The sequence below is a fragment of the Mycobacterium sp. genome, assembly GCF_035623875.1.
Lineage (GTDB): Bacteria > Actinomycetota > Actinomycetes > Mycobacteriales > Mycobacteriaceae > Mycobacterium.
This window is the reverse complement of the sequence record NZ_DASPSP010000016.1, coordinates 43,767-69,413: the sequence shown is the minus strand read 5'-3', so window position 1 is coordinate 69,413 and position 25,647 is coordinate 43,767. Positions and strand designations below refer to the sequence as shown.

Below are 25,647 nucleotides of genomic sequence, written 5' to 3'. Positions count from 1 at the left end.
TAACGAGAACTGGATGCGGGCCCGGGAGGCGTTGATGAGGACCGATGTCTTCGGCTCTTACGACGACGTCGACAAGCTTTTCCCGATCTGCACCCCTGGTGCCTCAGACACCGCACGCTTCGATGAGGCGCTCGAACTGCTACACCTAGGCGGGCGCAGCCTGGCCCACGCGGTGCTGATGATGATCCCCGAGGCATGGGAGCGCCACGAGTCGATGGATCCGGCCCGGCGGGCGTTCTACCAATATCACGCCTCGCTGATGGAGCCGTGGGACGGACCGGCGTCGATGACGTTCACTGACGGCGCGGTGGTGGGCGCCGTGCTGGACCGCAATGGGCTACGCCCGTCACGGATTTGGGTCACCGCCGACGGTCTGGTGGTGATGGCCTCCGAGGTCGGCGTGCTTGACCTCGACCCGTCGACGGTGGTGCGCCGGATGCGGCTGCAGCCCGGCCGGATGTTCCTGGTCGATACCACGCAAGGACGCATCGTGTCCGACGAGGAGATCAAGGCCGAGCTGGCCGCCGAACACCCCTATCAGCAGTGGCTGGACAACGGGCTGATTCCGCTGGCCGAGCTGCCCCAGGGCAACTATGTCCGGATGCCGCACTATCGGGTTGTGTTGCGGCAGCTGGTTTTCGGATACACCTACGAAGAGCTCAACCTGTTGGTGGCGCCGATGGTGCGCAACGGCGCCGAGCCGATCGGCTCGATGGGAACCGATACACCGGTTGCGGTGCTCTCCCAGCGGCCGCGGATGCTGTTCGACTATTTCCAGCAGTTGTTCGCACAGGTGACCAACCCGCCGCTGGACGCCATCCGCGAAGAGGTGGTGACCAGCCTGCAGGGCACCACCGGCGGAGAAGGCGACCTGCTCAACCCGAATGAGGATTCCTGTCGCCAAATCGTCTTGCCGCAGCCGATTCTGCGCAACCACGAACTGGCTAAGCTGATCAATCTCGACCCCGACGTCGAGGTCAACGGTCGCCGGCACGGTTTGCGGTCGAAGGTGATTCGCTGTCTGTACCCGGTCGCCGAGAATGGCGCCGGTCTGAAGGCGGCGCTCGACGAGGTGCGTGCGCAAGCCTCGGCGGCGATCGCCGACGGCGCGCGGATCATCATCCTGTCCGATCGGGAGTCCGACGAGAAGATGGCCCCGATCCCGTCGCTGCTGGCGGTCTCCGCGGTGCACCATCACCTGGTACGCGAACGCAGCCGCACCAAGGTCGGGCTGGTGGCCGAATCCGGCGATGCCCGCGAGGTCCACCACATGGCAGCGCTGTTGGCGTTCGGTGCGGCGGCGATCAACCCGTACATAGTGTTCGAATCGATCGAGGTCATGCTGGACCGTGGCGTGCTCCAGGGACTCGATCGCGAGACCGCGCTGCAGAACTACATCAAGGCCGCCGGCAAGGGCGTGCTGAAGGTGATGTCCAAGATGGGCATCTCGACGTTGGCGTCCTACACCGGTTCCCAACTGATGCAGGCCGTCGGCATCTCCGAGGAGCTTCTCGACGAGTACTTCACCGGATTGACCTGCCCCACTGGCGGAATCACCCTCGCCGACATTGCCGCCGACGTCGCGGCCCGCCATGAGCTGGCATTTTTGGATCGGCCCGACGAGCGAGCACACCGCGAACTCGAGGTGGGCGGCGAATACCAGTGGCGCCGTGAGGGCGAATACCATCTGTTCAACCCGGAGACCGTCTTCAAGCTGCAGCACTCCACCCGCACCGGCCAGTACAAGATCTTCAAGGATTACAGCAGGCTGGTCGACGACCAGAGCGAGCGGATGGCGTCGTTGCGCGGCCTGCTGAAGTTCCGCGAGGGGGTCCGCCCGCCGATCCCACTCGATGAGGTCGAGCCGGCCAGTGAGATCGTCAAACACTTTGCCACCGGCGCGATGAGCTACGGCTCGATCTCCGCCGAGGCGCACGAAACACTGGCTATCGCGATGAACCGGCTGGGTGGCCGGTCGAACTGCGGCGAGGGCGGTGAGCACGTCAGCCGTTTCGACCGTGACCCCAACGGCGATTGGCGGCGCAGTGCCATCAAGCAGGTCGCGTCGGCCAGGTTCGGCGTCACCTCGCACTACCTGACCAACTGCTCTGACCTCCAGATCAAGATGGCTCAGGGCGCCAAACCCGGTGAGGGCGGCCAACTTCCGGGTGGCAAGGTGTATCCGTGGATCGCCGAGGTGCGGCACTCCACCCCCGGCGTGGGGTTGATCTCACCACCCCCGCACCACGACATCTACTCGATCGAGGATCTGGCCCAGCTGATCCACGACCTGAAGAACGCCAACCCGTCGGCGCGCATCCACGTCAAGCTGGTCTCCGAGAACGGGGTCGGCACGGTGGCTGCCGGCGTCTCCAAGGCGCACGCCGACGTCGTGTTGATCTCCGGGCACGACGGTGGCACCGGGGCCACACCACTCACGTCGATGAAGCACGCGGGGGCGCCGTGGGAGCTCGGGCTGGCCGAAACCCAGCAGACGTTGCTACTCAACGGGTTGCGCGACCGGATCGTGGTCCAGGTCGATGGTCAGCTCAAAACCGGGCGCGACGTGATGATCGCGGCGCTGCTCGGTGCCGAGGAATTCGGCTTCGCCACCGCCCCGCTGGTGGTGTCCGGCTGCATCATGATGCGGGTGTGTCACCTCGACACCTGCCCGGTTGGGGTGGCCACCCAGAACCCGGTGCTGCGGGAGCGGTTCACCGGAAAGCCCGAGTTCGTGGAGAACTTCTTCCTGTTTGTCGCCGAAGAGGTCCGCGAGTACATGGCACAGCTCGGTTTCCGCACTCTCAACGAGGCTGTGGGCCAAGTCGGGTCGCTGGACACCACCTTGGCCCGCGCGCACTGGAAGGCGCACAAGCTCGACTTGACACCGGTGCTGCTCGAGCCGGAATCAGCGTTCATGAATCAGGATTTGTACTGCAGTTCCAGCCAGGACCATGGCCTGGACAAGGCGCTGGACCAACAGTTGATCGTGATGAGCCGCGAGGCGCTGGACTCCGGGAAACCCGTCCGATTCTCCACCACGATCGCCAACGTCAACCGAACTGTTGGCACCATGCTCGGCCACGAGGTGACGAAAGCCTATGGCGGCCAAGGGTTGCCAGACGGCACCATCGACATCACGTTCGACGGTTCGGCTGGTAACAGCTTCGGCGCGTTCGTACCCACGGGCATCACGCTGCGGGTGTACGGCGACGCCAACGACTACGTAGGCAAGGGATTGTCCGGGGGTCGGATCGTGGTGCGGCCACCCGACAACGCGCCACCAGACTACGTCGCCGAGGACAACATCATCGGCGGCAACGTGATTCTGTTCGGCGCCACCAGCGGTCAGGCATTCCTGCGCGGGGTGGTCGGTGAGCGGTTCGCGGTTCGTAACTCCGGCGCCCACGCAGTAGTCGAAGGAGTCGGCGATCACGGCTGTGAATACATGACTGGCGGCAGGGTGGTGATTCTTGGTCGCACCGGCCGCAACTTCGCAGCGGGCATGTCCGGCGGCATCGCCTTTGTCTACGACCCGGAGGATGCATTGCCGGACAACCTCAACTCGGAAATGGTGGAACTGGAGGCCCCTGACGGTGACGACCTGGACTGGCTGCACGGCATGATTCAGGCGCACGTCGATGCCACCGACTCCGCGGTCGGACTGCGCATCTTGACCGACTGGACAGGCCAGCAACGGTGCTTCGTCAAGGTGATGCCCCGCGATTACAAGCGGGTGCTGGAGGCGATCACCGAGGCCGAACGCAGCGGCGCCGACCCCGACGTAGCGATCATGGCGGCAGCCAGTGGCTGATCCGAAGGGCTTCCTGAAGTACACCCATCGCGAGACACCGAAACGCCGACCAGTGGCACTGCGGCTGCGCGACTGGCATGAGGTCTACGAAGACTTTCCGCATGAGACGCTGCAGCACCAGGCCACTCGTTGCATGGACTGCGGGATCCCGTTCTGCCACAACGGTTGTCCGCTGGGCAACCTGATACCGGAATGGAACGACCTGGTCCGCACCGGTCGTTGGCGCGACGCGATCGAACGCCTGCACGCCACCAACAACTTTCCGGACTTCACCGGCCGACTCTGCCCGGCGCCGTGCGAATCGTCATGTGTGCTCGGGATCAACCAGGACCCGGTGACAATCAAGCAGATTGAGCTGGAGACCATCGACAACGCCTTCGATGAAGGTTGGGTGGTGCCGCTGCCGCCGGATCAGCTGACCGGCAAAACGGTCGCGGTGGTGGGGTCGGGCCCGGCCGGTCTGGCCGCCGCACAGCAACTCACCCGGGCCGGGCACAGCGTGACGGTCTTCGAGCGCGACGACCGCATCGGCGGCCTGCTGCGCTATGGCATTCCCGAGTTCAAGATGGAAAAGCGTCACCTGGACCGCCGGTTGGCGCAGATGCGGGCCGAAGGGACCGAATTCCGCGCCGGCGTCAACGTTGGTGTCGACATCACCGCCGAGCAGTTGCGCGCCGAGTTCGACGCGGTGGTTCTAGCCGGCGGCGCGACCGCCTGGCGCGATCTGCCGATCACCGGTCGCGAACTCGAGGGTATCCACCAGGCGATGGAATACCTGCCCTGGTCCAACCGGGTGCAGGAGGGCGACGATGTCCTCGGCCCCGACGGCGAGCCGCCGATCACCGCCAAGGGTAAGAAGGTCATCATCATCGGCGGCGGTGACACCGGCGCCGACTGCCTGGGCACCGTGCATCGTCAGGGTGCGGTCAGCGTGCACCAGTTCGAGATCATGCCGCGCCCGCCGGACACCCGCGCCCCGTCCACGCCATGGCCGACCTACGAGCTGATGTTCCGGGTGTCCGGGGCACACGAAGAAGGCGGGGAACGGGTGTTCTCGGTCAACACCGAGGAGTTCGTCGGCCGTGACGGTCACGTCGCTGCGCTGAAAGTGCACGAGGTGACGATGCAGGACGGCAAGTTCGTCAAGACTGGGGGCACCGATTTCGAAATCGAAGCCAATTTGGTCTTGCTGGCAATGGGATTCGTCGGACCGGAGAAGCCGGGCTTGCTGACTGACTTGGGCGTCGAGTTCACCGATCGCGGTAATGTCGCGCGCGGCAACAACTTCGAGAGCTCGGTGCCGGGTGTCTTCGTTGCGGGCGACATGGGTCGCGGCCAGTCGTTGATCGTCTGGGCAATCGCCGAAGGCCGTGCGGCCGCGGCCGGCGTGGACCAATTCCTGATGGGTCACAGCGCTCTGCCCGCGCCGATCATGCCCACGGCCGCTCCGCAACGCTAGTCACTGTCGTCACGCCAGCAACATTTGATAAATTACTCGGCGAGTCTTACACTGTTTGCCAGCTATAGGGTGTCTAATTGCTCGATATAGGGCGCCGCGGGGGCGTGGTGCTCGGCCACGTTGATCAATCGCAGGAGTGAGCACCGTGTATATCAATCCGATGAGTCGGTCGCGGGTCGGCCGAATCGCCTGGTCATGGTTCCGACACCCGGTCAAGAGCCGGGAATTCCCCGCCAGGCTCGAGCGCTTGGTGACTGCGGAGGAACTGCTTCGCTTCGGTGTATAAGTGTTGACTCCGGCGGTCTGTAGAATGCGGTCGGCGTTTGCTCAAAGTGATCAATTTGTTACCTGAGGTTCTCGACACCGAGACCTGGAAATTGTTGCTAACCGCCTATGCAGCCAGTCCTGAATCTCGGATCGCCTCGGCCAGCGGCTCCAGTACGGCCGGGTCATGCGGCGGCGCGATGTAGACAATGCCCAGATCCAGGCCCTCCGCGGCCAGACCCGCCGCGTCCTCGATGACCTTCGTGTAGTTGCGGTCCGGTTCCAGGCGAAGGTGGGCGGACAACGTGATCTCCTTGGGATCACGCCCGATGTCGGCGCAGTGGGAGGCCAGCACGTCGCGCTTGTGGGCGAACAGTTCCGGCGGTCCGCCGGCGAAGTTCCAGTGCTGGGCATAACGTGCGGTGATGCGCAGGGTGCGCTTCTCGCCGCTGCCGCCGATGCAGATCGGGGGGTGCGGGCGCTGCGGGCCCTTGGGCTCGTTGCGGGCGTCTTTGAACTGGTAGTACTTGCCGTCGAAGTTCGTGGTCGGCTGGCTGAGCAGGCTGGTCAGCACCTCGCAGGCCTCTTCGAATCGGTCGAAGCGTTCCTTGATGCTGCCCAGCTCGATGCCGTAGGCGCCGGATTCCTCTTCGTTCCATCCGGCGCCGATGCCGAGCTCGAGTCGCCCGTTGGAGATGATGTCGAGCGCCGCGGCCATGTTGGCCAGCAGCGCCGGGTGGCGGTAGTGGATGCCGCTGACCAGGGTGCCCAGCCGCAGTCGCTTGGTGGCCTGTGCGAGCGCGGTCAGCGTCGTCCAGCCCTCTAGACAGGGGCCGGCGCTGTCACTGAAGATCGGGTAGAAGTGGTCGAACGTCCAACCGGACTCGTAAATCTCGATATCGTCGGCGGCCTGCCAGACAGCGAGCATTTGTGCCCAGGTCGTGTTTTGGGGTGAGGTTTTGAACGCAAATCGCATGAGCCCGACCGTAGTCCAGATTGTGGAGTCCTGCCGCCAGGGCCGGGCGTACGCCGATCCGACAATCAGCAGCGCGCTGCGAATCGACGTCAAGATAACCCTGCTGGCGGCCGGTCTGATCTTTCTGCTCGCTTTGGTGTTGGGGGTCTGGAAGTACCGCCAGATCATGGTGTCCGACGATCACCGGGCGCACCCGTACGTCGACATCGCGCACCGGGCAGCGCTGCTGTACTCGTTTGCGACGCTGCTGGTTGCGGTCTTCGTCGAACTCAGCGCATGGCCGGTCTGGGTCAACCTGACCGCGGCGATGATCGTGGTCTTCTTCTTCATCGGGGCGACCGTCGGATACATCGGCCATGGCCTACGGCGCGACACCGTCAACCAATTCGAAAGCCCCGATCGGGGACTGCGGGTGGCGATGGCGTTGCTGATCGTCGGTGAGATCGGCGGTTTCGGGGTGCTACTCGCCGGGTTCATCGCCGGGCAACTGGTGACTTGAGCCGCCGTCAGACGGGCACACTGAAGCCATGGATCCGGTGACCGCGCTGCGACAGATCGCCTATTACAAAGACCGGGCCCGCGAGGACTCGCGGCGGGTGATGGCCTATCGCAACGCCGCCGACATCGTCGAGCGCCTGGACGACGCGGAGCGGGAGCGGCACGGGCAGGCCAACAGTTGGCAGTCGCTGCCGGGTATCGGGCCAAAGACGGCGAAGGTGATCGACCAGGCCTGGTGCGGGCGTGAGCCCGATGCCCTGATCGAATTGCGTTCTGCCGCTGAGGATCTCGGCGGTGGCGAAATCCGGGCAGCATTGCGCGGCGACTTGCACCTGCATTCCAACTGGTCGGACGGCTCGGCGCCGATCGAAGAGATGATGGCCACCGCGGGGGCGCTGGGGCATGAGTACTGTGCGCTGACCGACCACTCGCCGCGGCTGACCATCGCCAACGGGGTGTCACCGGAGCGGCTGCGTAAACAACTCGACGTGATCGAGGGGCTGCGCGAGCGGTTCGCGCCGATGCGGATCCTCACCGGTATCGAGGTGGACATCCTCGACGACGGCAGCCTGGACCAGGAGCCCGAGCTGTTGGATCGCCTCGACATCGTGGTGGCCAGCGTGCATTCGAAGCTGTCGATGGATGCCGCGTCGATGACCCGCCGGATGGTGCGCGCCGTCAGCAACGGCCACGCCGACGTTCTCGGCCACTGCACAGGCCGGCTGGTCGCCGGAAACCGCGGTATCCGACCGGAGTCGAAGTTCGACGCCGAAGCGGTGTTCACCGCCTGCCGCGATCACGGCACCGCCGTGGAGATCAACTCCCGGCCCGAACGTCGTGATCCGCCAACCCGGCTGCTCAACCTCGCCCTGGAGATCGGGTGTGATTTCAGCATCGATACCGACGCGCATGCGCCGGGCCAGCTCGACTTCCTCGGCTACGGCGCTCAGCGCGCGCTTGATACCGGCGTGCCGGCCGAGCGGATCGTCAACACCTGGCCGGTCGACAAGCTGCTGGCGTGGACGGCATCGTGACCGGACGCTTTGGCGGAACTGCCAGTTATTCGGCTACGTGGCGTGCCATGGGCAGCCAGGGTGCTCGTGCTGGCCAGCTAACTAACCGTGTCTGTGGAGGGTCGGGGGATGACTGAACAACCGCAATCTCCGCCCAGCGGTAATCCGCTATCGGCGCCAGGCCAGGCGTCAATGGAGGGATAATCGGGTGGTGAAACTGCCGCTCCAGTAGGGCATTTGGTCAAGTCGCTGCGTTGAACTCAGTCGGGTAGATGAGGCATCTCCAGGCCGGGGTCGCGGCCGACCAGCACTGCGCGGGTGAGCGCCGACCTGCCATAGCGGCGACGCACCCGGTCGACCGCCGCGTCGACGGCTTCGACGTCCTTGGGATCCCTTTGCGCCCCGTCGAACGGCAGCATCAGCTGCTCGGCGCCGCTGCGGTCGATCTCCGAAACGGCGAACCCGACCAGTGTCAGACCGCGCTCGGCGATCAGCGGCGCGGCGGTTGTGACCAGTTGCCGGGCCGTGGCGAGGATGGTTTGCGTCGAGGAGGTGGCCCACGGCAACGTGTGCGATCGGGTGGCCCGGCCGAAGTCGTTGAACCGCAGCCGCAATGTGACCGTCCGCCCGGTGCGACCGGCGGCCCGCATCCGCCCGGTGATCCGGTCGATCAGGTTGATCACCACCGCGTCGACCTCCGCCGGTGACATCGTGTTACCTGCGCGGCCAAGCGCGCGCTGGGCGCCCACCGAACGTCGGCGAACACCGGTCGAAACCCGGCGCGCATCGACGTTGCGGCAAAGGGCATACAGCCGGGCGCCCATCGCTCCGCCCACCAATGACGCCAGCATGGACTCGCTGAGCTCGGCCACGTCGGCGACCGTCTCGATGCCGTGAGTGTGCAGCTTGTCGGCGGTCACCGCACCGACGCCCCACAGCCGGCGCACCGGCAGCGGATGCAGGAAAGCAAGCTCTCGCCCGGGCGGAACCAGCAGCAAGCCATCCGGTTTGGCTTCCTGGCTGGCGATTTTGGCGAGGAACTTCGTCCGCGCGATGCCGACGGTGATCGGCAGGCCGACATGGTCGCGTACCTCGCTGCGCAGCCGGGCCGCGATCTGCACCGGTGTTCCGGAGACTCGGCGCAGCCCGCCGACGTCCAGGAAGGCCTCGTCCACCGACAGCGGCTCGACCAGGGGAGTGGTGTCGCGGAAAACCTCGAATACCGCCTCGCTGGCCTGCGTGTACGCAGCCATTCGGGGCGGGACCACCGCGGCGTGTGGGCAAAGCCGCCGCGCCTGTCCGCCACCCATCGCGGTGCGCACACCGTAGGCCTTGGCTTCGTAGCTGGCCGCCAGCACCACCCCGCCGCCGACGATCACCGGCCGGCCGCGCAGAGCCGGATCATCGCGTTGTTCGACGGACGCGTAGAACGAGTCGAGGTCTGCGTGAAGAATGTCCGTTGTTTGGCTAGGCGAGCTCCGCACGAACATATGTTCGCATCAACCGGTGACGCATTTGATTGCCCGGTTCCTTCTCAGTCCGCTATGCGGACTGCATCGTCACCGTGCTAAGACTGCGGCGCGGGTTTTCCATAGATGCTGGTGATCCAGATATGCACCAACGTCTCCAGCACCCGCTCATCGGGCACCGACGGGCGATCGCCGGCGAAGGACGTCAGCATGACCTTCTCGTTGAGCAGGTTCAGCGCCGCCGACAGTTCGTCGGCAGGCAGCGTCACCGGCGCCGCGCCGCGAGAGCGCTCGGTCTCGATCACCGTGGCGATGTGGCCGACCCACTTCTGCATGAAGCGTGACCACAGTTCGCGAAGGTCCTTGTTGGTGCGTGTGGCGTCGGCGGCCAGCGATACCGCGCGGTGCGAACCGAATGTCTCGACGAAGACGTTGATGCCGGTGCGCCACAGCGCTTTCAGGTCAGCCGGCGGATTGGCGACCATACCTTCCAACGCGGAGTCGGCCTCGACGATCACCCGTTCGAACAGCGTGAGCAGGACGGCGTCCTTGGACGGGAAGTAGAAGTAGAACGCCGGCCGGGAGAGGCCGGCTCCCTTGGCCAGGTCGTCGACCGAGATGTCGGTGAGCGGACGCTGCTGCAGCAGCCGTTCGGCAGTGGTCAGGATGGCGAGCTCACGGTCGTCACCCGATGGGCGTGCCGAGCGACGCCCCCTCGAGGTGCGGGAGCTGACGGTGGTCACGACCGCTACTTTACAACGTGTCGATAAATTCGACACTGTGTTGACGCACTTAACACCGCGTTGATAGCGTGACGCCATGACCGAACATCTCGACGTCCTCATCGTGGGCGCCGGTATCTCCGGCATCAGCGCCGCTTGGCATCTGCAGGACCGCTGCCCGTCGAAGAGCTATGCGATCTTGGAGCGCCGAGACGATCTCGGCGGCACCTGGGACCTGTTCCGCTATCCGGGCATTCGCTCCGACTCGGACATGTTCACGCTGGGGTTCCGGTTCAAGCCGTGGCGTTCGGCCAAGTCGATCGCCGATGGCGCATCGATCAAGGCCTACCTCAAGGAGGCCGCGGCGGAGAACGGAATCGACCGGCACATCCGCTACCGCCACCGGGTGGTCGCCGCCGAATGGTCCGACGCCGACAATCGATGGACCGTCACTGCGGACAACGACGGCCGGCAGGACGAGATCACCTGCAAGTTCTTGTTCACGTGCAGCGGCTACTACAACTACGACGAGGGTTACTCGCCGACGTTCGCAGGCGCCGAAGATTTCCAGGGCACGATCGTCCACCCCCAGCACTGGCCGGAGGACCTCGACTACGCAGGCAAGAAGATCGTCGTCATCGGATCCGGCGCCACCGCGGTGACGCTCATCCCGGCGTTGGTGAACTCCGGGGCGGGCCACGTGACCATGCTGCAGCGCTCGCCGACCTACATCGGGTCGTTGCCCGAGGTGGACCCGGTGGCCGAGCGGGCAAACCGGCTGCTGCCGGCACGTGCCGCGCATGTCGTGAACCGTTGGAAGGCGATCGGTTTCAGCACGGCTCAATACCAGCTTGCCCGGCGATTCCCGAACTACATGCGCAAGATCCTGCTGGCGATGGCCAAGCGGCGGCTGCCCGAGGGCTACGACGTGGACAAGCACTTCGGCCCGAGCTACAACGTGTGGGACCAGCGGTTGTGCCTGGCGCCCGACGGCGACCTGTTCAAGACCATCCGGCGCGGCCAGGCCGACGTCGTCACCGACACCATCGACCGGTTCACCAAAACCGGGATCAAGCTCAGCTCTGGTAACGAGCTGCAAGCCGACATCATCATTACCGCAACGGGTTTGAACCTCCAGCTGTTCGGTGGCGCCGCGATCCGACGTAACGGCCTGCCGGTCGAACTCACCGACACCATGGCCTACAAGGGCATGATGCTGACCGGCATGCCGAACATGGCGTTCACCGTCGGCTACACCAACGCGTCCTGGACGCTCAAGGCCGACCTGGTGTCGGAGTTCGTCTGTCGGGTGCTCAATTACATGGATGCCAACGGCTTCGACACCGTGGTGCCGCAACACCCGGGGGACTCGGTCGACGAGCGCCCGTTGATGGACTTCACGCCGGGGTATGTGCTGCGGGCATTGGACTATCTGCCGAAGGCCGGTTCAGTCATCCCGTGGCGGCTCAAGCAGAACTATCTGCTCGACCTGCAGCTGATCCGGCGTGGCCGAGTCGATGACGAGGCGCTGCACTTCGCTAAAAAGCTTGCCGCCCTGGCAGTTTAGCCGGTAGCGGCCGTGGCGACGACGACGATTCCGTCGTCGTCGCTGTAGGCGATGTCGCCCGGCACGAATTCCACCCCGCCAAAGCCCACCGTGACGTCGCGCTCACCGTCACCGGTCTTGCTGCTCTTGCGGGGATTGGTGCCGAGCGCCTTGATGCCGAGGTCGATGCCACGCAGAGCGGCGGCATCCCGAACGGCACCATGCACGATCAGCCCGGTCCAGCCGTTGGAGTGGGCCAAATCGGCGATGACGTCACCGACCAGCGCTGTGTGCAACGAGCCTTCGCCGTCGATCACCAGCACACCGCCGTCGCCCGGCGTGGCCAGCACCGACTTCAGCAGTGCATTGTCTTGTAAGCAGCGCACCGTGGTGATCGGACCGGCGAATTGTGTTCGCGCGCCGAACTGACGGAATTGAACGTCACAGCTACGTACGTCGGGCCCGATCTCGTCGACCAGGTCAGCCGTGGGCCGGAAAATCACGCTCACCGGGACATGCTAGCTACCCCGTCTAGCCCCGTCGACGGAGCCGGCGGACCAGCAGCAACGCCAGCACACTGATCGCGATGGCCACCGCCAAGGGCAGCGGTGAGCGGCCGGCCGACGCCAGGCCGGCTTCCCCCGGCACCGGGCTTCTCGCCGCGTCCACAGTTGACTTCGCTTGTGCCGCAGCGTCTTTGGCTGCAGCGGCAAGTTGGCCGTTGGTGTCGATCCGTGGTGGCGTTGCGGGCCGGGTTGGTGGCTTGGCGGCGCCGGACTCAGTGGTTTTGGCGGGCGCCTTCTTTGCCGGCGCTTTCTTGGTGGCTTTCTTAGCGGGTGCCTTCCCGGCGACCTTTTTAGCCGCTGCCTTCTTTGGTGCGGCCTGTTGGCTCTTTTTCGCTGCCTTGGCGGGCGCTTTTTTAGCAGGGGCTTTCTTGGCCGGTTGATCCGGCGCCTTGGCCGGTGGCGTTGACATTTCGGCGGCGTGCTCCGGCGGTTGCGGAGGTGCGGTGTCGGCGGGTGGGGAGGGCGGACTGGGCGGTGTGGGTGCGGCGCCCCACGCGTGTTCAGGTGTGTCGTTCGGTCGATCCTGCGGGTCTGCCATGCGGCTGCTCCTTTGCAGTTGCTCGTCGGGTACACCGGCCACGTACACCAGCAGTTGAATCCATCATGCCAGGGCCGTCGGGCGGGTCGTCCGGGGTTAGCCCGCGACAGCCGAACCGTCAGGGTCGGTTCCGCACCTGCCAGAGCACCGCGCCGCCGACCAGCACCAGCGCGCCGACAATGAACGGCCAGACGGGGATGTCGCCGTTGTCGGTATCCGAGGTGTCCGCCGTCGGCCCGGGTGTGCCGGTGCCGGGTGCCGTCAGCCGAAACGACCATGACCCGGACACCACGTGCCCGTCGGCCGACGTCACGCGGTAGTTCGCCGTGTAATTTCCGGTCGGTCCCAGGGGCCGTAGGCCGACGCTGACGACCGGGCCGCGCACCTGCGGCTGTCCGGAAGACCACAGGTTGCCGTCCGGACCGACAACCGTCATCGCGACGAACGTGGTTTGCAGATCCTCGTTGAAGGTCGCGCTGACGCGGGCCGGACCGGTGCTGATAGCGGCATTCTCGGCGGGGTCGGCCGATACCCGGGCGGCGTGCGCACTGGCGGCCCCCGCGGTCAAGGTGGTGCCGATGGCGACTGCTGCCAGCAGCAGACTCACCGCAACGATACGTGCTCGCCGGGTCATGTCCGTCGACCGACCAGCGCGATACCAATACCCAGGGCGCCGAACAGGAGCGCGGCTCCACCGAGTATCCGGGCGGTGTTGTCGGATGCAGCCCTCGGCTTTTGGGTCGGCGCCGTCTCGACGGCGGTGGGCGCGGCGGTGCTGGTTGGGTGTGGGTGATGCGCGGGCGGCGCCGCCGGCCCTCCGGTGAGTGTCAGCATCGGCGCCGGATTAGACGGCTCGACCCCGCCGGGCTGCGGCGCCTGATCCCACTTGACCGCCGAACCGTCGGCGTAGGTCTGGATAGCCGGGAAGCTGACGGTGTCGGCGTCGGGAAGCTTCGCCGAGATCCTGAACAGCCCGAACTGATTGACCGGGATGCCGCCGTTCGGTGCTGCCGTCCAGGTGACCGAGCGAACGGTGCCGGACGCGGCGTCGCGGTCGAGCTTGGCCGTCCAACCGGGCTGCGATTCGGTCTGCACGGCCGTGACATTGGACAGGTCGATGGTGAGAGCGGTAGTGGATGCGCCTTTGGTGGACTCGTTGGGCACCTGGAAGGTGACCAGCGCCATGCCGCCGCGGACGGCGTCGTCGCTGCTGGCCTGGACATGGGCTGACGCCGGGGCGATGGCGGCGGCCGATCCCAGGTAGAGCGTGGTGGTGGCGGCAGCTGAGATCAGCGCTCGCCAAACCAAACTGTGGTGCCATGACATCCGATTGCTATTCCTTTGTCGAAGGGGCAGGTTCGGGCCGCGTGGGCAGGCGGCCGCGGAATCAGGTCAATCCGAGCCGCGCCATCAGGTCGGCGTCGATCTCGTCGAGTTGTCGGGAGATCGCGGCGTGGGCGGCACGGCGGCGTGCGGCGGGCATGTTCTCGGCGGCGGTGACGGCAGCCGACAGGTCGGTGAGCCGTTCAGAAATAGCGGTGACGAATTGCGTGGTCTCGATGTCCTTGGGCTTCTTCTCCTGCACCGTGCGCAACGATTGCTCGGCGCCGGCGATGCGGGCCGACAACCGGCCACCGTTTCCGGAGAACTGCCCGATCTGGGCCAACGGAACCCCAAGCTGGTCGGCGCGCCGCTGGTCGATCAACCCGCGGGCGGCGATGGCGACCCGATAGGCCAGCGGCACCGCGATCGGCGCGAGCAGCCGAGACACCGTCAGGATCCGGCGAATTCGCGTCGGTGACAGCAACTTGCCCTCACGCATCGCCTTGAGCTCGGTCTCGGCAACCTTCAGCGCCGTGAGGTCGCTGTCGCGCTGCGCCTTCAACTGGTCCTTGAACGCCTTCGATTCGGCACGCTGCGTGGCTTTGAACCGGCGGGCCTCGTTTTTCGCAGACAGCTTTGCCTCAAGTTTGGCCCGGGCTTTGATGGCGCGGGCCTCGGCACGACGCGTCGCGCGGGTTTTTCGTTTGCCGAATAGTCCCATTCGCGGCCGCCTCCCCGGTATCTCGTCGACTATCGGGGTGCATGTGCCCCATCGATGGGCCAACCCTAACCGGGCGGGCCACCAGGCTAGGCGTCCAGGTGTTCTTTGCGGCGCAACTCGTCAACGCGCTCCACGATGTCGTGTTGCGCCTCTGCAGACAAACCGCTGGCGCGAACCGCGATACGCCGAATGCCCTCATCGCGCATGGTTATCAGCCACGACAACTCTTTGTCGAGCTTTTCGTAGTATTCGTCGTCAGTGAAGTAGGCGGGCTTGATGCGGAAGAAGTTCGCCAGCGCGGCCATGGTGGCAGACGACGGGTTTGTGCGGTTGCCGGAGCGTAGCTGCGACAGGTAGGGAGCAGACATCGTGACGCCCTCCGCCTTGAGCGCCGCGATCACCTCAGCGGAGGTATGCGGCCCCCGTCCGGGCGGATAAACCGTGTCGAACAGGCGGTTCAGGCGGGCAGAAAACGTCGTGCTCATCGATATGACCTCCACCAGGCCGGTAGAACAAATAAATCCAACTAGGTATTTGCTGACCATCGTAGCGAGTGTTATCGCCGCAACCAAGTGCAAACTTGGCGCGAATTGCTGCCGATGGCCGTGCCGTTCGTTGGCGACGGCGTCACTGCGCGGCACGCACGGTATTCAGCGAATTCACAAGATGTAGCAAGCGAATTGTGGCATGCTTCGTGGGCTCAGCGCCGAGAGTTCCGCAGCGCGCGGCTTTGTCAGTTGACCGCATCCGACGCTACGGCAACCGGCGCGCGGCGACGACCCCTCGAAAAGCCAATTTGCTGGCCTGTCGCCCGCCGATGCATGAACCGCACGGTTGCCGCCGAGTTCCGCGCGGAGAACCGCATTACGGCCTGGCGCGCGTCGTCGAATTCCGCTCTCGTTCGGTCTGGTCGATGGAGACCCTCAGGCAGCGAGCAGCATCGCCAGGATCGCGGTGTCGGGATGGCTGATCGGGTCGACACCGACGCGACTGACCATCGAGGTGATGGTGCCGTCGGCTTCTGCCTCCACCCAGGCCGCACGGTGCTCGAGCCCCAGATACGGCAGCCCGGGCAGCAGCACGCATCCCGACGCCGCGCCGTTGCATTCGGGTAACGACGGAGTGGTCTCCGAGGGTGGATGTAGCATCAACAGTGCCGGCGGCTGATGGTCGGCGAAATAGCCTGGCCGGATAGCGGATTCGCCAACCACCGGACCCTCTGCCAGCACCAGGCCGACGGTGCCCGGCACGGGAGCGTCCGGCAGTTCCTCGCGAGCACCGAATACCGTTGTGGTATCGAGCAATCCAGGCAACGACGCTACCCTGACCGCAACCATCAACAGTTGAGCCCACTCTTTCGTCGAGTCAGGCCAACGCCCGGAAATGACAAACCCTTTCAGGGCACCACGGGAATGAAATGGGGCCACCTCGATGGCCCGGCCTGACCCGTTTTCCATTTCGCCCTCCGCCATGCTTCGGTTCGGGTACCCAGCGATACGCCGGTGGGTCGATCAGCTCAGCATGCGTCAGCCCGGGAATACCCGCAAGCTGACACGAGCAACCAACGCCCAACTTGGGCAAAAAGAAACACGGCCGAAATAGCAAACGGGGCGTCGCGCGCATCGCGCGACGCCCCGAACAGGCGAATTCATCTGGAATCAGCCGGCGATCAGCCCCTTGGCCTTCGAAGTCGCCGCCGCGTAACGTGATTGCACGTCTTCCCAGTTCACGACGTTCCAGAATGCCTTGGCGAAGTCGGCTTTGACGTTCTTGTACTGCAAATAGAAAGCGTGCTCCCACATGTCGAGCACCAGCAACGGAACGATACCGAGCGGGAAATTGGTCTGGTGGTCGTACACCTGGAATACCAAGAGCTTCTGGCCGAGGCTGTCCCAGCCGAGCGCCGCCCAGCCCGATCCCTGCACGGTGGTGGCAGCCGAGGTGAACTGACCACGGAACTTGTCGAATGATCCGAAGGCGCCATCAATGGCAGCCGCGAGCTCGCCGGTCGGCTTGTCACCACCGTTGGGAGACAGGTTCTTCCACCACAGACTGTGGTTGACGTGGCCGGCCAGGTTGAACGCCAAGTTCTTCTCGTACAGCAGAATGGCCGAGAAATCTTCTTTGGCGCGCGCCTCTTCGAGTTTCGCAAGGGCATCGTTGGCGCCCTTGACGTAGGTGGCGTGGTGCTTGTCGTGGTGAAGCTCGTTGATTTGACCCGAGATATGCGGCTCCAGTGCTCCGTAGTCCCAGTCGAGGTCGGGCAAAGTGTATTCAGCCACGGGATTCCTTCCTTCGATGATCGTTGCCGATCTAATTCTGACGCTCCACTCGCAGGCTGTTAGCGGCGCGGCGGCTTGGGTTGGTCAACCATGTCAACCCTGCTCCATCACCGCGCGCACCGCAAGAACGAGTGCGATGGGTGGATACCCGGCGGCGGGACTTCAGAACCAAACGATGACCGCGAGGACCGCCAGCAAAACCATGGCGATCAGGCCGGCGCGCAAAGCGGCCAGCAAGTAGGAACGGTTGCACGTGGGCGAACTGGTGTACCAGCGCGACGACGATCCCGCCGGCTGCGGTCCGATCGGTTGCGTTGTCATCAGATGACCCCGGTCTCCACGTCCAACTCTCTCCCAGTGAGAAGAGTCACAAACATTCTCAGTGGTCGCGATCATAGCCCCTTATGTAGCAGCCGGAAAATCGAACCGAAAGTGGCCAGCTGATCAGCATCTTTTTGCTGGCCGACAATGGCGGGCACGCGACGATTCGCGCCGTCCGGGTAAGCCGGGCCAGTGGTCGGCCGGGGTGGACTCGATGTGACATCCCCCATACGGGGGTGCAGCGGGTGTGCTCAGCCGTGCTGAGAATTCGCTCAGCGTCGTGCAGGACTGTCGATCGCGACGCGGAATCCGCCAGGTGTTATCCACAGCTGTCGACTCGGCCGGTCTATTGACCCCGCGTCAACGCAGCCGGCGTCGGATCGCCTGTTGTGGATAAACCTGTGGAAACTGTGGATACCTGTTGGTAGCTGGATGGGGCCTCCTGCGCCGCCGGTTTCCGCGTGCCAAGATCAAGGCCATGGATGGTGAACCCGTGGTCGCCCAGGCAGCTGCCGCCGAGCTGCCCGCCGAATTCGGGCCGGGGACGGTGTTGCTAGATGTACGTGAAGACGACGAGTGGCAGCGCGGTCACGCCGCCGACGCCCGGCACATCCCGATGGGTGAGGTGCCGGCCCGGGTCAACGAGATCGATCCGCAGGCGAAGCTGTACGTCATCTGCAAGGCCGGAGGGCGGTCGCTGAAAGTGGCGCAATATCTGGCCGGCAACGGATATGAACCCGTCAACGTCGCTGGCGGGATGCTGGCGTGGGCAAACGCCGGACGCCCGGTGGTCACCGATGATGGCGGCCCGGGCAGCATCTGACCGGGCCGTCGCAAGAGCTCCATCGCCGAGCAGCCGGTTTTGACGGTTAGGCTAATGCGGTGATCCGCGCTGGCGACGAATTGATAGCGAGCGACGAGGTGGGGGCACCACCCGTTCGCGGGGGAGAGCGGCGCCGATGATCCAAGTGTGCTCCCAGTGCGGCACACGCTGGAATGTCCGTGACCGCCAGCGTGAGTGGTGTCCGCGCTGCCGCGGGACGCTGCTGGCGCCGTCGTCGGAAACGGCCGACGTCGATCCGCGCTGGAGTGCCGGTTCACGGACACCGCCGCGGTTACCACCGGGCTACCGGTGGATCGCTGTGCGTCCCGGTCCGCCGCCACCGCCACGACGACGGCGCCGGCCGCTCGGCCCGACGCCGCGATACCCGGTGATACCGCGCTGGGGTCTGCAGGACCGCGTCCTGCTGGATGGTGCCGGGCAGGGTTCGGCGGTGCGACAAGCGCCCCCGGCGAGCCGGGTGCATGCGGCGTTCTTCGCGACCGCGGTAACGCTGGCCGTTGCGGCCCTGGTTCATCTGGTGCGCTATCTGTTGTTGATCATCAACCGCAATATGCTGCTGAATTGGCTAGTCGCTGATGTAGCTGCGCTGCTCAGTGTGTTAGCCAGCCTGGCCGCGATCGCGGCTGTGATCACCTACGCCGTGGTGCTGACACAATGGTTGATCGCGCGCCGTGCCGCGGCTTTCGCGCATTGTGGAAGGTCGGAGACCCGTACGCCGTGGGCGCTGCGGGCCGGCTGTCTGCTTCCGCCGTCGGTCGCGATGGCCCTGGCCATCACCTTCGCCGTGGTCCGGGTCGCTTCCGGTCATTCAGCCAGCTGGGCGTTGATGGCCGGCTGCGTGGTGATGTGTTGTGTACCGCTGCTCGCCGCGGTGTGGTCGCTGGTCTACGTCATCGAGCTGGCGAAAACGGAGGACAACTACGCCCGGCTGCGCGGGCCGATCTGGGGATGGTGGCTGCTCTGGCTGCTCAGCAGCGCGACATCGATCTTCGCATCGGTTACCAGCGGCGCGCTGGACGCCCAGGGCATCGCGAACAACACCGTGGCCATGATCGTCGCCTACTTGCTGGCATTGGCCGCAGCGGTTGCGACCGCGAGGCTCTACGAGGGATTCGAGCGCAAACCGGTGCAGCGGCCTGCGCATCGCTGGGTGGTGGTCGCCGACAATGGAGCCGGCTCGCCGGGATCGGCTCCTGCAGTTGAGTTGTCGGGTGAGGAACCGGCAGCATAGTGGCATGACGCGGGCCGATGAGGTGGTCTCTCGGCACCCGTTCGTGGTGGCCCATCGCGGTGCGTCGGGCGCCCTGCCGGAACACACCTTGGCCGCATACGATCTCGCCCTCAGGGAGGGCGCCGACGGCGTGGAATGCGATGTCCGGCTCACCCGCGACGGCCACCTGGTCTGTGTGCACGATCGCCGGCTCGATCGGACGTCGACCGGCGCCGGTCTGGTCAGCACGATGACGCTGGCTGAGCTACACGAGCTGGAATACGGGGCGTGGCACGGCGGTTGGCGCGCCGACGGCACGCACGGCGACACCGGCCTGTTGACGTTGGACGCCCTTGTCGCGCTGGTGCTGGACTGGAAGCGGCCCGTGAAGATCTTCGTCGAGACCAAGCATCCCGTCCGGTACGGCGCACTGGTGGAAAGCAAGTTGTTGGCGCTGCTGCATCGCTTCGGCATCGCCGCGCCGGCGTCCGCGGACCGGTCCCGCGCGGTGGTGATGTCGTTTTCCGCGTCCGCGCTGTGGCGGGTCCGGCGGGCGGCGCCGCTGCTGCCCACGGTGCTGCTTGGCAGGAGCCATCGATACCTCAGCAGCGGTGCGGCGAGCACCGTAGGGGCCACTGCGGTCGGGCCGGCGCTGGCCACCCTTCGGGAACATCCCGAGCTCGTCGACCGGGCGGCGGCGCAAGGCCGGGCGCTGTACTGCTGGAGCGCCGACGACTACGACGACGTCATCTTCTGCCGCGACGTGGGGGTAGCGTGGCTGGCCACCAACCACCCCGGTCGCGTCAAAGCCTGGCTCGACGGACCTGATCAAGGCCTGACCGGCGCCGACCTCAACTAGTCGTCCGCTAAAGGCGGCCGCCGGCCGCGGCCGGCGCGTCGGGAGTACTCTGCGGCGAGTCGATTTCCCGTGCGACGAAGTTCTCCAGGTCGAACAAGTTCGCTCCGGCGCGGTCGGCGACCCGCACCAGCGAGGACATCAGCGCCATCTCCTCGACCTGCTCCTTGAGGAACCACTGCATGAATTGTTCGCCGAGGTAGTCGCCTTCGTCGCGGGCGACGGCCGCCAGCCGGCTGACCTGTTCGGTGACCGCTCGCTCCTGATCCAGCGCCAGCGCCAGCGCATCCCGTGGGGTGTCGAAATGATTGCGGACCCCATCCACCCCAGGGATCTCGACGTGAACGTCGCGGTCGAGCAGATACTGCACCAGCATCATCGCGTGATTGCGTTCCTCGACGGCCTGAGCGTAAAAATGTTTCGCCAGCTGACGCAGGTCGGCACCGTCGAAGTAAACGGCCATCGCAATATACTGCTGAGCATTGGTGAATTCGCTGTAGATCTGCTCATGCAATAACGCATTGAATTTTGTTTTATGGGCGTCCCGATCATTCATGACAGCCACGCTACCGCAGCCCAAAAGGCCTGTCATCCAAGGCAATACTTACTCAGGCCAGCTTTGCCTAAGTAAAGAAAGGCTAGGCTGAAGTAATTTCGCCAAGAGCATTTCAGGCATTTTTCTCGACGAATCTGACAACTAGCCGGAATGCGGGTAATGGCCCGTGAATCGCTGCGCTACGGCGGGTCGCCGATAACGGCCGACGGTACCGGCTGGTCGGCAGCCAGCGCGTCGAACAGCTGGGCGGCCTTCTTGTGGTCCCACACCACGACCGAGCCGACGTCGCTGCCGGTGAACTCGCCGACCGGGACGGTCAACGCGGTGGTGGATCCGTGCAGCGCCCAGCCCAGCCGGGCCATATCCCAGGCATGGTCGCCCTTGTCGACGGTCAGGGCGCTGGTCGCCGCATGTGCCACCGAATACCACCGCCATGGGTTCAGCCACACCGCCGGGCTTGCGGCGCGGTGCAACACCGCGAACATGAACTGCCGCTGGTCGACCATCCGGTCGAGGTCGGCGCGCGGAGTGTCCCGGGAGCGGACATAGCCAAGCGCGTCGCGGCCGTTCAGTTTCTGGCACCCCGCGGGTAGGTCGATGCCCGCGAGTGGGTCGTTCATCGGCGCCGCCGGACACACGGTGACCCCGCCGAGCGCGTCGACCAGGACGGCGAACCCGCTGAATCCGACCTCGGCGTAGTGGTCGAGGCGGAGTCCGGTGGCTTGTTCGGCCGTCTGCGCCAATAACGGCGCCCCGCCCATCGCGAACGCCGCGTTGATCTTGTCGCGACCGTAGCCGGGAATCGGCACGTAGGAGTCGCGCGGTATGGACACCATCGTCGTCGGCGTGCGTGATCCGAACACCGGCACATGAACCAGCAGCATGGTGTCGGTTCGGCCGTTGCCGGTGTCACCGCCGGTCGCCAGCGCCTGCTGCTGCTCGACGGTGAGGCCTTGCCGACTGTCGGAGCCGACTAGCAGCCAGTTGGTACCCCGCCCGGACGCCGGCCGGCCGGGGTAGTCCGTCAGCACCGGCTGGCGGTGCAGCGCCGTCTCCATCCACAGCGTGCCGCCCAGGATGCCAGCACTGACCAGCAGAACGACGATCACCAAACTCAGCGAAATCAGTTGGCCCCACGCCCGTTTACGTCGCGGCCGCGGCTTGCGTGGTCGCGGGGGTGGCGGGCCGGCCCGACGCTGTCGCACGGTTCGGGCTTCGGGCGGGGCCGGCTTGGGTGGTGGCGACTTGGCCGGCGGCGGGTAGCGGGGGTCGCGCCGGATGACCTGCGACGGCTCCGGTGACTGGGGATCGTTCACGTTCATGTCAGTGCAGCCAGCGCAGATGGCCGGCCAGAAGCGCGTACCCGACAAAAGTCACGGCGTCGATGATCCCGTGTGCGATCACCAGCGGCCAGAGCCGGCCGGTGCGCTGCCAGGCATACCCGAACACCAGGCCCATCGCGGCGTTGCCCAGCCCGGCGCCGAAGCCTTGGTAAAGGTGATACGTCCCGCGCAGCAGGCTCGACCACACCAGCGCCGCCCGCGAGCCGACGCCGAGCTGCTCCAACCGGGTGAGCAGATAACCGACAACGATGATCTCTTCGGCCCAGCCATTGGCGAAGGCGACCAGCAGCAGCATCGGCACCCGCCACCAGGTGTCGCCCAAGCTGGACGGGATGACCGAGGCATTGAGGTGCATTGCCCGCGCCACCAGGTAGAGCGCCAGCCCGGGCACGCCGATCAACGCGGCCAGGCCGATGCCGCCGCCCAGATCGGCACGCCAATCGAAGCGCGCCAGCCCGATCCGGGCGGGGCTTAATCCGCTGCGCCACAACAGGTACAGGCCAAGAGCGCCCCACGCGATCAGTTGCACCACGAAGGTCGCATTCAGCCCGAGGTCGATCAGGTCGAAGTAGGACCGCCGTGGGTTGAGCGGGATCCGCTGAGCGCTGAGGTTGCGCAAGACCGAGTCGGCAAGTTGCAAGGCCGCAGTGACGGCGCTGAGGCCGAACGTCACGGCCAACACGATGACGACCTCGATGCGCAACGCGCGGCGCTGCGTCAGCTCCGAGTCGGCGTCACTGCGGGGCCAGGTCACCTCGACACGGTAACCGGGGCCGGCTGCCGCTCAGTCCCGGCGGGCCCGCAAGCCGTTCACGAACGGGCAGCCCATCAACACCCGGATGGCCTGGCCCAGACCGGTGACGTCGTCGACCGGGCGGCGGAACGGCAGCCGGACGTCGCGGTCGCCATCGGCGCTTTCGACGCGTAACTGGACGCCGTAGCGGTCCACCCCGAGCGGGCGGACGTCGCCGCGCCGCAGTCGCGCGGGCAGCAGGGCCGCCAGTCGGGCGACCACGTCTCGATGGCCGGTGTCCAGATGCCGAATCCAGCACGATTCGAACGCGCAGAACGGGTCGGGACGCGCGGCCAGCAGGGTCGCCGCGTCGACCGCCTCAGCCCCGGTGGAGTCGGTCACCACCACCGACTCGATCTCCAACCGGGCCAACAGGTAGCGGGTGTCGTCGGCCCACTCATCAGCCACCGGGGCGGATCCGGGGGTCTGCACTTGCAGCAGCGCCGGGTTGGGATGTTCGGCGGCGATCCTGTCGAGTACCCAATGCACGGTCGGCGGCGGCACCGAGTGCAGCCGGCCACGGATCCAGACCAGCGAGCGCACCGGTTCGCGCAATGGCAGCGGCGCGTAGTCGGCCAACTCCAGTACGGCCGGTACTCCACCGGCCGGGCAGTCGACCAGATGTGTGGCTACCGCCCCGCCGACCGGAACAGTCACAGCGAACGAACCGTCGGCCAGCAGATGGTGCAGGGGGGTGCTGATCGCCTCGGCGTCGTCGACGGCGAGCAGCGCTCCACCCGCCCGGACGCAGGTGCTGCGGATCCGCTCGGCCGTCGTGGGCGCCGGGTAGTCGGCAAGTGGCATCGTTGACCGTCCTTGAAGTAAGGTAAGGCTAACTTAACTAGAGATGATCAGACGGCGCAAGACGTACGACCCGATAGGGTTTTGGTCGTGGCAAGCATCGCGTATCTCGGTCCGGAGGGGACCTTCACCGAGGCGGCGCTGCTGCAGATGATCGACGCCGGCATGGTTCCGCAGCGCGGCCCGGCGAGCGTGCGGCGGCTGCCGGTCGACAGCACGACCGCTGCTCTTGATGCGGTCCGCGACGGCGCGGCCGGTTACGCCTGTGTGCCGATCGAGAACTCGATCGACGGTTCGATCACGCCCACCCTGGACAGCCTGGCGATCGGGACGCCGCTGCAGGTGTTCGCCGAGCTGACGCTGGATGTGGCGTTCAGCATCGTCGTCAAACCGGGTCGTACCGCCGCCGACGTGCGCACGCTGGCCGCCTTCCCGGTCGCCGCGGCGCAGGTGCGGCGCTGGCTGGCCGCCCAGCTGCCGGCCGCCGAACTGCGGCCGGCCAACTCCAATGCCGACGCCGCGCAGCAAGTCGCCGACGGCCACGTCGACGCCGCGGTGACTTCACCGCTGGCGGGCAGCCAGCGCGGGTTGTCGACGCTGGCCGACGGCGTGGTCGACGAAGCCAATGCGTGCACCCGCTTCGTGCTGGTCGGTCCGCCGGGGCCACCGCCGGCGCGTACCGGTGCCGATCGCACGTCGGTGGTGCTGTGGATCGCCAATGCGCCGAGCGCACTGGTCTCAGCGCTCACGGAGTTCGGCAGCCGCGGTATCGACCTGACCCGTATCGAATCCCGTCCCACCCGAACCGAATTGGGTACCTACGTGTTCTTCATAGACTGCGTCGGCCACATTGACGACGACGCTGTCGCCGAGGCACTCAAGGCGCTGCACCGGCGTTGTACCGATGTGCGCTACCTGGGTTCTTGGCCAACCGGAGTGCTTGCCGGAGCGCCGCCGCCACAGTTGGACGAGGCGTCGCACTGGCTCGCGCGACTACGCGACGGCTCGACCGGCGAAGGGCAGGGGCGATGAGCGGTCGTCTGGTGTTGGTGCGCCACGGCCAATCCTTCGGCAACGTCGACCGCCGGTTGGACACCCGCCCGCCGGGCAGCGAATTGACGCCGTTGGGCCGCGATCAGGCGCGGGCATTCGCGCGAGACGGGTTGAGCCGGCCCGGGCTGTTGCTGCATTCGGTGGCCACCCGCGCAGCGCAGACCGCGGCCGAAATCAGCGGCGAGGTCGACGTCCCGGCCAGCGAGGTGACCGGCATCCACGAAGTGCAGGTCGGCGAGCTGGAAAACCGCAGCGACGACGACGCGGTCGCCGAATTCAACGCCATCTACCAGCGCTGGCACGAAGGCGAGCGGGATGTGCCGCTGCCGGGCGGGGAGACCGCCAACCAGGTGTTGGACCGCTATCTGCCGGTGTTGACCGACCTGCGGATCCGCTACCTCGACGACGACGAGTGGACCAGCGACATCGTCGTCGTCAGCCACGGGGCAGCGATCCGGCTGACGGCCGCCGTGTTGGCCGGCGTCGAAAGCAGCTTCGTACTCGATCATCACCTCAACAACACCGAGGCGGTGGTCTTGGCGCCGGTCACCGACGGCCGCTGGAGCTGCGTGCAGTGGGGGACTTTGATGCCGCCGTTCTACCCGGAGCCAGATGTCACTCCGGTGAGTGACGCGGTGGAGTCGGGCGCCGACCCGATGGGCTGACCGCGTCGCGGGGC

The 25,647-nt window shown here is 65.9% G+C and carries 26 protein-coding genes and 1 pseudogene; 11 read left to right on the top strand and 16 right to left on the bottom strand.

The window, feature by feature from the left end; genetic code table 11:
* Together gltB and VEI45_RS01630 are read left to right on the top strand one after the other, a co-directional pair.
* Window positions 1-3,814, top strand: a 3,814-nt coding sequence (gltB, locus tag VEI45_RS01635; protein ID WP_324849473.1) for a glutamate synthase large subunit, incomplete at its 5' end; no start/stop codon positions are given.
* On the top strand, window positions 3,807-5,273 hold the full coding sequence (locus tag VEI45_RS01630) for a glutamate synthase subunit beta (protein ID WP_324849471.1): 1,467 nt from the start codon (window positions 3,807-3,809) through the stop codon (window positions 5,271-5,273). The genes gltB and VEI45_RS01630, both read left to right, overlap by 8 nt.
* A 391-nt stretch (window positions 5,274-5,664) precedes the next feature.
* On the opposite strand, the gene VEI45_RS01625 is transcribed toward VEI45_RS01630, so the two are convergent.
* A complete protein-coding gene (locus VEI45_RS01625) occupies window positions 5,665-6,513 on the bottom strand; it encodes an LLM class F420-dependent oxidoreductase (protein WP_324849469.1) in 849 nt (282 codons plus the stop codon).
* Between VEI45_RS01625 and VEI45_RS01620 the strand changes: the two genes are divergently transcribed.
* Together VEI45_RS01620 and VEI45_RS01615 are read left to right on the top strand one after the other, a co-directional pair.
* Window positions 6,512-7,012: a hypothetical protein gene (locus VEI45_RS01620; protein ID WP_414687378.1), complete on the top strand. Its 501-nt coding sequence runs from the start codon at window positions 6,512-6,514 to the stop codon at window positions 7,010-7,012. The genes VEI45_RS01625 and VEI45_RS01620 overlap by 2 nt on opposite strands.
* A 28-nt stretch (window positions 7,013-7,040) precedes the next feature.
* Complete coding sequence (locus tag VEI45_RS01615) at window positions 7,041-8,045, top strand: PHP domain-containing protein (protein ID WP_324849467.1); 1,005 nt, start codon at window positions 7,041-7,043, stop codon at window positions 8,043-8,045.
* Between the two features lie 239 nt (window positions 8,046-8,284).
* Here the strand turns inward: VEI45_RS01615 and dinB are convergent, their stop codons facing one another.
* A complete protein-coding gene (gene dinB, locus VEI45_RS01610; protein ID WP_324849465.1) occupies window positions 8,285-9,514 on the bottom strand; it encodes a DNA polymerase IV in 1,230 nt (409 codons plus the stop codon).
* 77 nt (window positions 9,515-9,591) lie between these two features.
* A complete protein-coding gene (locus VEI45_RS01605; RefSeq protein ID WP_324849464.1) occupies window positions 9,592-10,236 on the bottom strand; it encodes a TetR/AcrR family transcriptional regulator in 645 nt (214 codons plus the stop codon).
* Between the two features lie 76 nt (window positions 10,237-10,312).
* Between VEI45_RS01605 and VEI45_RS01600 the strand changes: the two genes are divergently transcribed.
* Complete coding sequence (locus VEI45_RS01600; protein ID WP_324849462.1) at window positions 10,313-11,782, top strand: NAD(P)/FAD-dependent oxidoreductase; 1,470 nt, start codon at window positions 10,313-10,315, stop codon at window positions 11,780-11,782.
* Here the strand turns inward: VEI45_RS01600 and rraA are convergent.
* The 9 genes from rraA to VEI45_RS01555 all read right to left on the bottom strand — a co-directional run bounded on the left by rraA (window position 11,779) and on the right by VEI45_RS01555 (window position 17,512).
* Window positions 11,779-12,270 (bottom strand): ribonuclease E activity regulator RraA, encoded by a 492-nt coding sequence (rraA, locus tag VEI45_RS01595; protein WP_324849460.1) that lies wholly within the window; start codon window positions 12,268-12,270, stop codon window positions 11,779-11,781. The genes VEI45_RS01600 and rraA overlap by 4 nt on opposite strands.
* 22 nt (window positions 12,271-12,292) lie before the next feature.
* Window positions 12,293-12,865: a nucleoid-structuring protein H-NS gene (locus VEI45_RS01590; RefSeq protein ID WP_414687377.1), complete on the bottom strand. Its 573-nt coding sequence runs from the start codon at window positions 12,863-12,865 to the stop codon at window positions 12,293-12,295.
* Between the two features lie 118 nt (window positions 12,866-12,983).
* Window positions 12,984-13,499 (bottom strand): copper resistance CopC family protein, encoded by a 516-nt coding sequence (locus tag VEI45_RS01585; RefSeq protein WP_324849458.1) that lies wholly within the window; start codon window positions 13,497-13,499, stop codon window positions 12,984-12,986.
* The gene (locus tag VEI45_RS01580) at window positions 13,496-14,191 is read right to left on the bottom strand and encodes a YcnI family protein (protein ID WP_324849456.1); all 696 of its coding nucleotides are present in this window, start codon (window positions 14,189-14,191) and stop codon (window positions 13,496-13,498) included. Before VEI45_RS01580 ends, VEI45_RS01585 begins: the two co-directional genes overlap by 4 nt.
* 61 nt (window positions 14,192-14,252) lie before the next feature.
* The gene (locus VEI45_RS01575; RefSeq protein WP_324849454.1) at window positions 14,253-14,909 is read right to left on the bottom strand and encodes a DUF6474 family protein; all 657 of its coding nucleotides are present in this window, start codon (window positions 14,907-14,909) and stop codon (window positions 14,253-14,255) included.
* Window positions 14,910-14,995: 86 nt separating this feature from the next.
* Window positions 14,996-15,394 carry a transcriptional regulator gene (locus tag VEI45_RS01570; protein WP_324849483.1) on the bottom strand — a complete coding sequence of 133 codons (399 nt, stop codon included), beginning with the start codon at window positions 15,392-15,394 and terminating at the stop codon, window positions 14,996-14,998.
* Between the two features lie 438 nt (window positions 15,395-15,832).
* The gene (locus VEI45_RS01565) at window positions 15,833-16,366 is read right to left on the bottom strand and encodes a peptidase (RefSeq protein WP_324849452.1); all 534 of its coding nucleotides are present in this window, start codon (window positions 16,364-16,366) and stop codon (window positions 15,833-15,835) included.
* Window positions 16,367-16,567: 201 nt separating this feature from the next.
* The gene (locus VEI45_RS01560) at window positions 16,568-17,191 is read right to left on the bottom strand and encodes a superoxide dismutase (RefSeq protein WP_324849450.1); all 624 of its coding nucleotides are present in this window, start codon (window positions 17,189-17,191) and stop codon (window positions 16,568-16,570) included.
* A 162-nt stretch (window positions 17,192-17,353) separates the two neighbouring features.
* Window positions 17,354-17,512, bottom strand: coding sequence for a hypothetical protein (locus tag VEI45_RS01555; RefSeq protein WP_324849448.1), 159 nt, complete (start codon window positions 17,510-17,512; stop codon window positions 17,354-17,356).
* A gap of 478 nt (window positions 17,513-17,990) precedes the next feature.
* Here VEI45_RS01555 and VEI45_RS01550 point away from each other — a divergent pair, with 478 nt between their 5' ends.
* The 4 genes and pseudogenes from VEI45_RS01550 (at window position 17,991) to VEI45_RS01540 (ending at window position 20,425) form a co-directional block, all read left to right on the top strand.
* Window positions 17,991-18,335 carry a rhodanese-like domain-containing protein gene (locus VEI45_RS01550; protein WP_324849446.1) on the top strand — a complete coding sequence of 115 codons (345 nt, stop codon included), beginning with the start codon at window positions 17,991-17,993 and terminating at the stop codon, window positions 18,333-18,335.
* 271 nt (window positions 18,336-18,606) lie between these two features.
* A pseudogene (locus VEI45_RS26380) lies at window positions 18,607-18,766 on the top strand (hypothetical protein); the annotation flags it as partial.
* A gap of 140 nt (window positions 18,767-18,906) precedes the next feature.
* A complete protein-coding gene (locus VEI45_RS26375) occupies window positions 18,907-19,587 on the top strand; it encodes a DUF4328 domain-containing protein (RefSeq protein WP_414687379.1) in 681 nt (226 codons plus the stop codon).
* Between the two features lie 4 nt (window positions 19,588-19,591).
* A complete protein-coding gene (locus tag VEI45_RS01540; RefSeq protein ID WP_324849442.1) occupies window positions 19,592-20,425 on the top strand; it encodes a glycerophosphodiester phosphodiesterase in 834 nt (277 codons plus the stop codon).
* Between the two features lie 7 nt (window positions 20,426-20,432).
* On the opposite strand, the gene VEI45_RS01535 is transcribed toward VEI45_RS01540, so the two are convergent.
* The 4 genes from VEI45_RS01535 to VEI45_RS01520 all read right to left on the bottom strand — a co-directional run bounded on the left by VEI45_RS01535 (window position 20,433) and on the right by VEI45_RS01520 (window position 23,918).
* A complete protein-coding gene (locus VEI45_RS01535; protein WP_324849440.1) occupies window positions 20,433-20,978 on the bottom strand; it encodes a ferritin in 546 nt (181 codons plus the stop codon).
* A 179-nt stretch (window positions 20,979-21,157) separates the two neighbouring features.
* The gene (locus tag VEI45_RS01530) at window positions 21,158-22,300 is read right to left on the bottom strand and encodes an LCP family protein (RefSeq protein ID WP_414687376.1); all 1,143 of its coding nucleotides are present in this window, start codon (window positions 22,298-22,300) and stop codon (window positions 21,158-21,160) included.
* Between the two features lies 1 nt (window position 22,301).
* A complete protein-coding gene (locus VEI45_RS01525; RefSeq protein WP_324849436.1) occupies window positions 22,302-23,075 on the bottom strand; it encodes a type II CAAX endopeptidase family protein in 774 nt (257 codons plus the stop codon).
* A gap of 30 nt (window positions 23,076-23,105) precedes the next feature.
* Entirely contained in the window at window positions 23,106-23,918 is an 813-nt protein-coding gene (locus VEI45_RS01520) for a DUF2470 domain-containing protein (RefSeq protein WP_324849434.1), read from the bottom strand.
* 87 nt (window positions 23,919-24,005) lie between these two features.
* On the opposite strand from VEI45_RS01520, the gene pheA reads away from it, so the two are divergent.
* Complete coding sequence (gene pheA, locus VEI45_RS01515) at window positions 24,006-24,947, top strand: prephenate dehydratase (protein ID WP_324849432.1); 942 nt, start codon at window positions 24,006-24,008, stop codon at window positions 24,945-24,947.
* Window positions 24,944-25,633 (top strand): histidine phosphatase family protein, encoded by a 690-nt coding sequence (locus tag VEI45_RS01510; protein ID WP_324849430.1) that lies wholly within the window; start codon window positions 24,944-24,946, stop codon window positions 25,631-25,633. The genes pheA and VEI45_RS01510 overlap by 4 nt, the downstream gene beginning before the upstream one ends.
* Window positions 25,634-25,647: the final 14 nt, after the last annotated feature.

What these genes read in the sequence shown, in the direction of transcription:
- VEI45_RS01620 (WP_414687378.1), top strand. Translation starts at nt 6,512, where the DNA reads ATGAGCCCGACCGTAGTCCAGATTGTGGAGTCCTGCCGCCAGGGCCGG.
- VEI45_RS01625 (WP_324849469.1), bottom strand. Translation starts at nt 6,513, where the DNA reads ATGCGATTTGCGTTCAAAACCTCACCCCAAAACACGACCTGGGCACAA.
- VEI45_RS01615 (WP_324849467.1), top strand. Translation starts at nt 7,041, where the DNA reads ATGGATCCGGTGACCGCGCTGCGACAGATCGCCTATTACAAAGACCGG.
- dinB (WP_324849465.1), bottom strand. Translation starts at nt 9,514, where the DNA reads ATGTTCGTGCGGAGCTCGCCTAGCCAAACAACGGACATTCTTCACGCA.
- VEI45_RS01600 (WP_324849462.1), top strand. Translation starts at nt 10,313, where the DNA reads ATGACCGAACATCTCGACGTCCTCATCGTGGGCGCCGGTATCTCCGGC.
- VEI45_RS01590 (WP_414687377.1), bottom strand. Translation starts at nt 12,865, where the DNA reads ATGGCAGACCCGCAGGATCGACCGAACGACACACCTGAACACGCGTGG.
- VEI45_RS01585 (WP_324849458.1), bottom strand. Translation starts at nt 13,499, where the DNA reads ATGACCCGGCGAGCACGTATCGTTGCGGTGAGTCTGCTGCTGGCAGCA.
- VEI45_RS01580 (WP_324849456.1), bottom strand. Translation starts at nt 14,191, where the DNA reads ATGTCATGGCACCACAGTTTGGTTTGGCGAGCGCTGATCTCAGCTGCC.
- VEI45_RS01575 (WP_324849454.1), bottom strand. Translation starts at nt 14,909, where the DNA reads ATGGGACTATTCGGCAAACGAAAAACCCGCGCGACGCGTCGTGCCGAG.
- VEI45_RS01570 (WP_324849483.1), bottom strand. Translation starts at nt 15,394, where the DNA reads ATGAGCACGACGTTTTCTGCCCGCCTGAACCGCCTGTTCGACACGGTT.
- VEI45_RS01565 (WP_324849452.1), bottom strand. Translation starts at nt 16,366, where the DNA reads ATGGAAAACGGGTCAGGCCGGGCCATCGAGGTGGCCCCATTTCATTCC.
- VEI45_RS01555 (WP_324849448.1), bottom strand. Translation starts at nt 17,512, where the DNA reads ATGACAACGCAACCGATCGGACCGCAGCCGGCGGGATCGTCGTCGCGC.
- VEI45_RS01550 (WP_324849446.1), top strand. Translation starts at nt 17,991, where the DNA reads ATGGATGGTGAACCCGTGGTCGCCCAGGCAGCTGCCGCCGAGCTGCCC.
- VEI45_RS26375 (WP_414687379.1), top strand. Translation starts at nt 18,907, where the DNA reads ATGCTGCTGAATTGGCTAGTCGCTGATGTAGCTGCGCTGCTCAGTGTG.
- VEI45_RS01540 (WP_324849442.1), top strand. Translation starts at nt 19,592, where the DNA reads ATGACGCGGGCCGATGAGGTGGTCTCTCGGCACCCGTTCGTGGTGGCC.
- VEI45_RS01535 (WP_324849440.1), bottom strand. Translation starts at nt 20,978, where the DNA reads ATGAATGATCGGGACGCCCATAAAACAAAATTCAATGCGTTATTGCAT.
- VEI45_RS01530 (WP_414687376.1), bottom strand. Translation starts at nt 22,300, where the DNA reads ATGAACGTGAACGATCCCCAGTCACCGGAGCCGTCGCAGGTCATCCGG.
- VEI45_RS01520 (WP_324849434.1), bottom strand. Translation starts at nt 23,918, where the DNA reads ATGCCACTTGCCGACTACCCGGCGCCCACGACGGCCGAGCGGATCCGC.
- VEI45_RS01510 (WP_324849430.1), top strand. Translation starts at nt 24,944, where the DNA reads ATGAGCGGTCGTCTGGTGTTGGTGCGCCACGGCCAATCCTTCGGCAAC.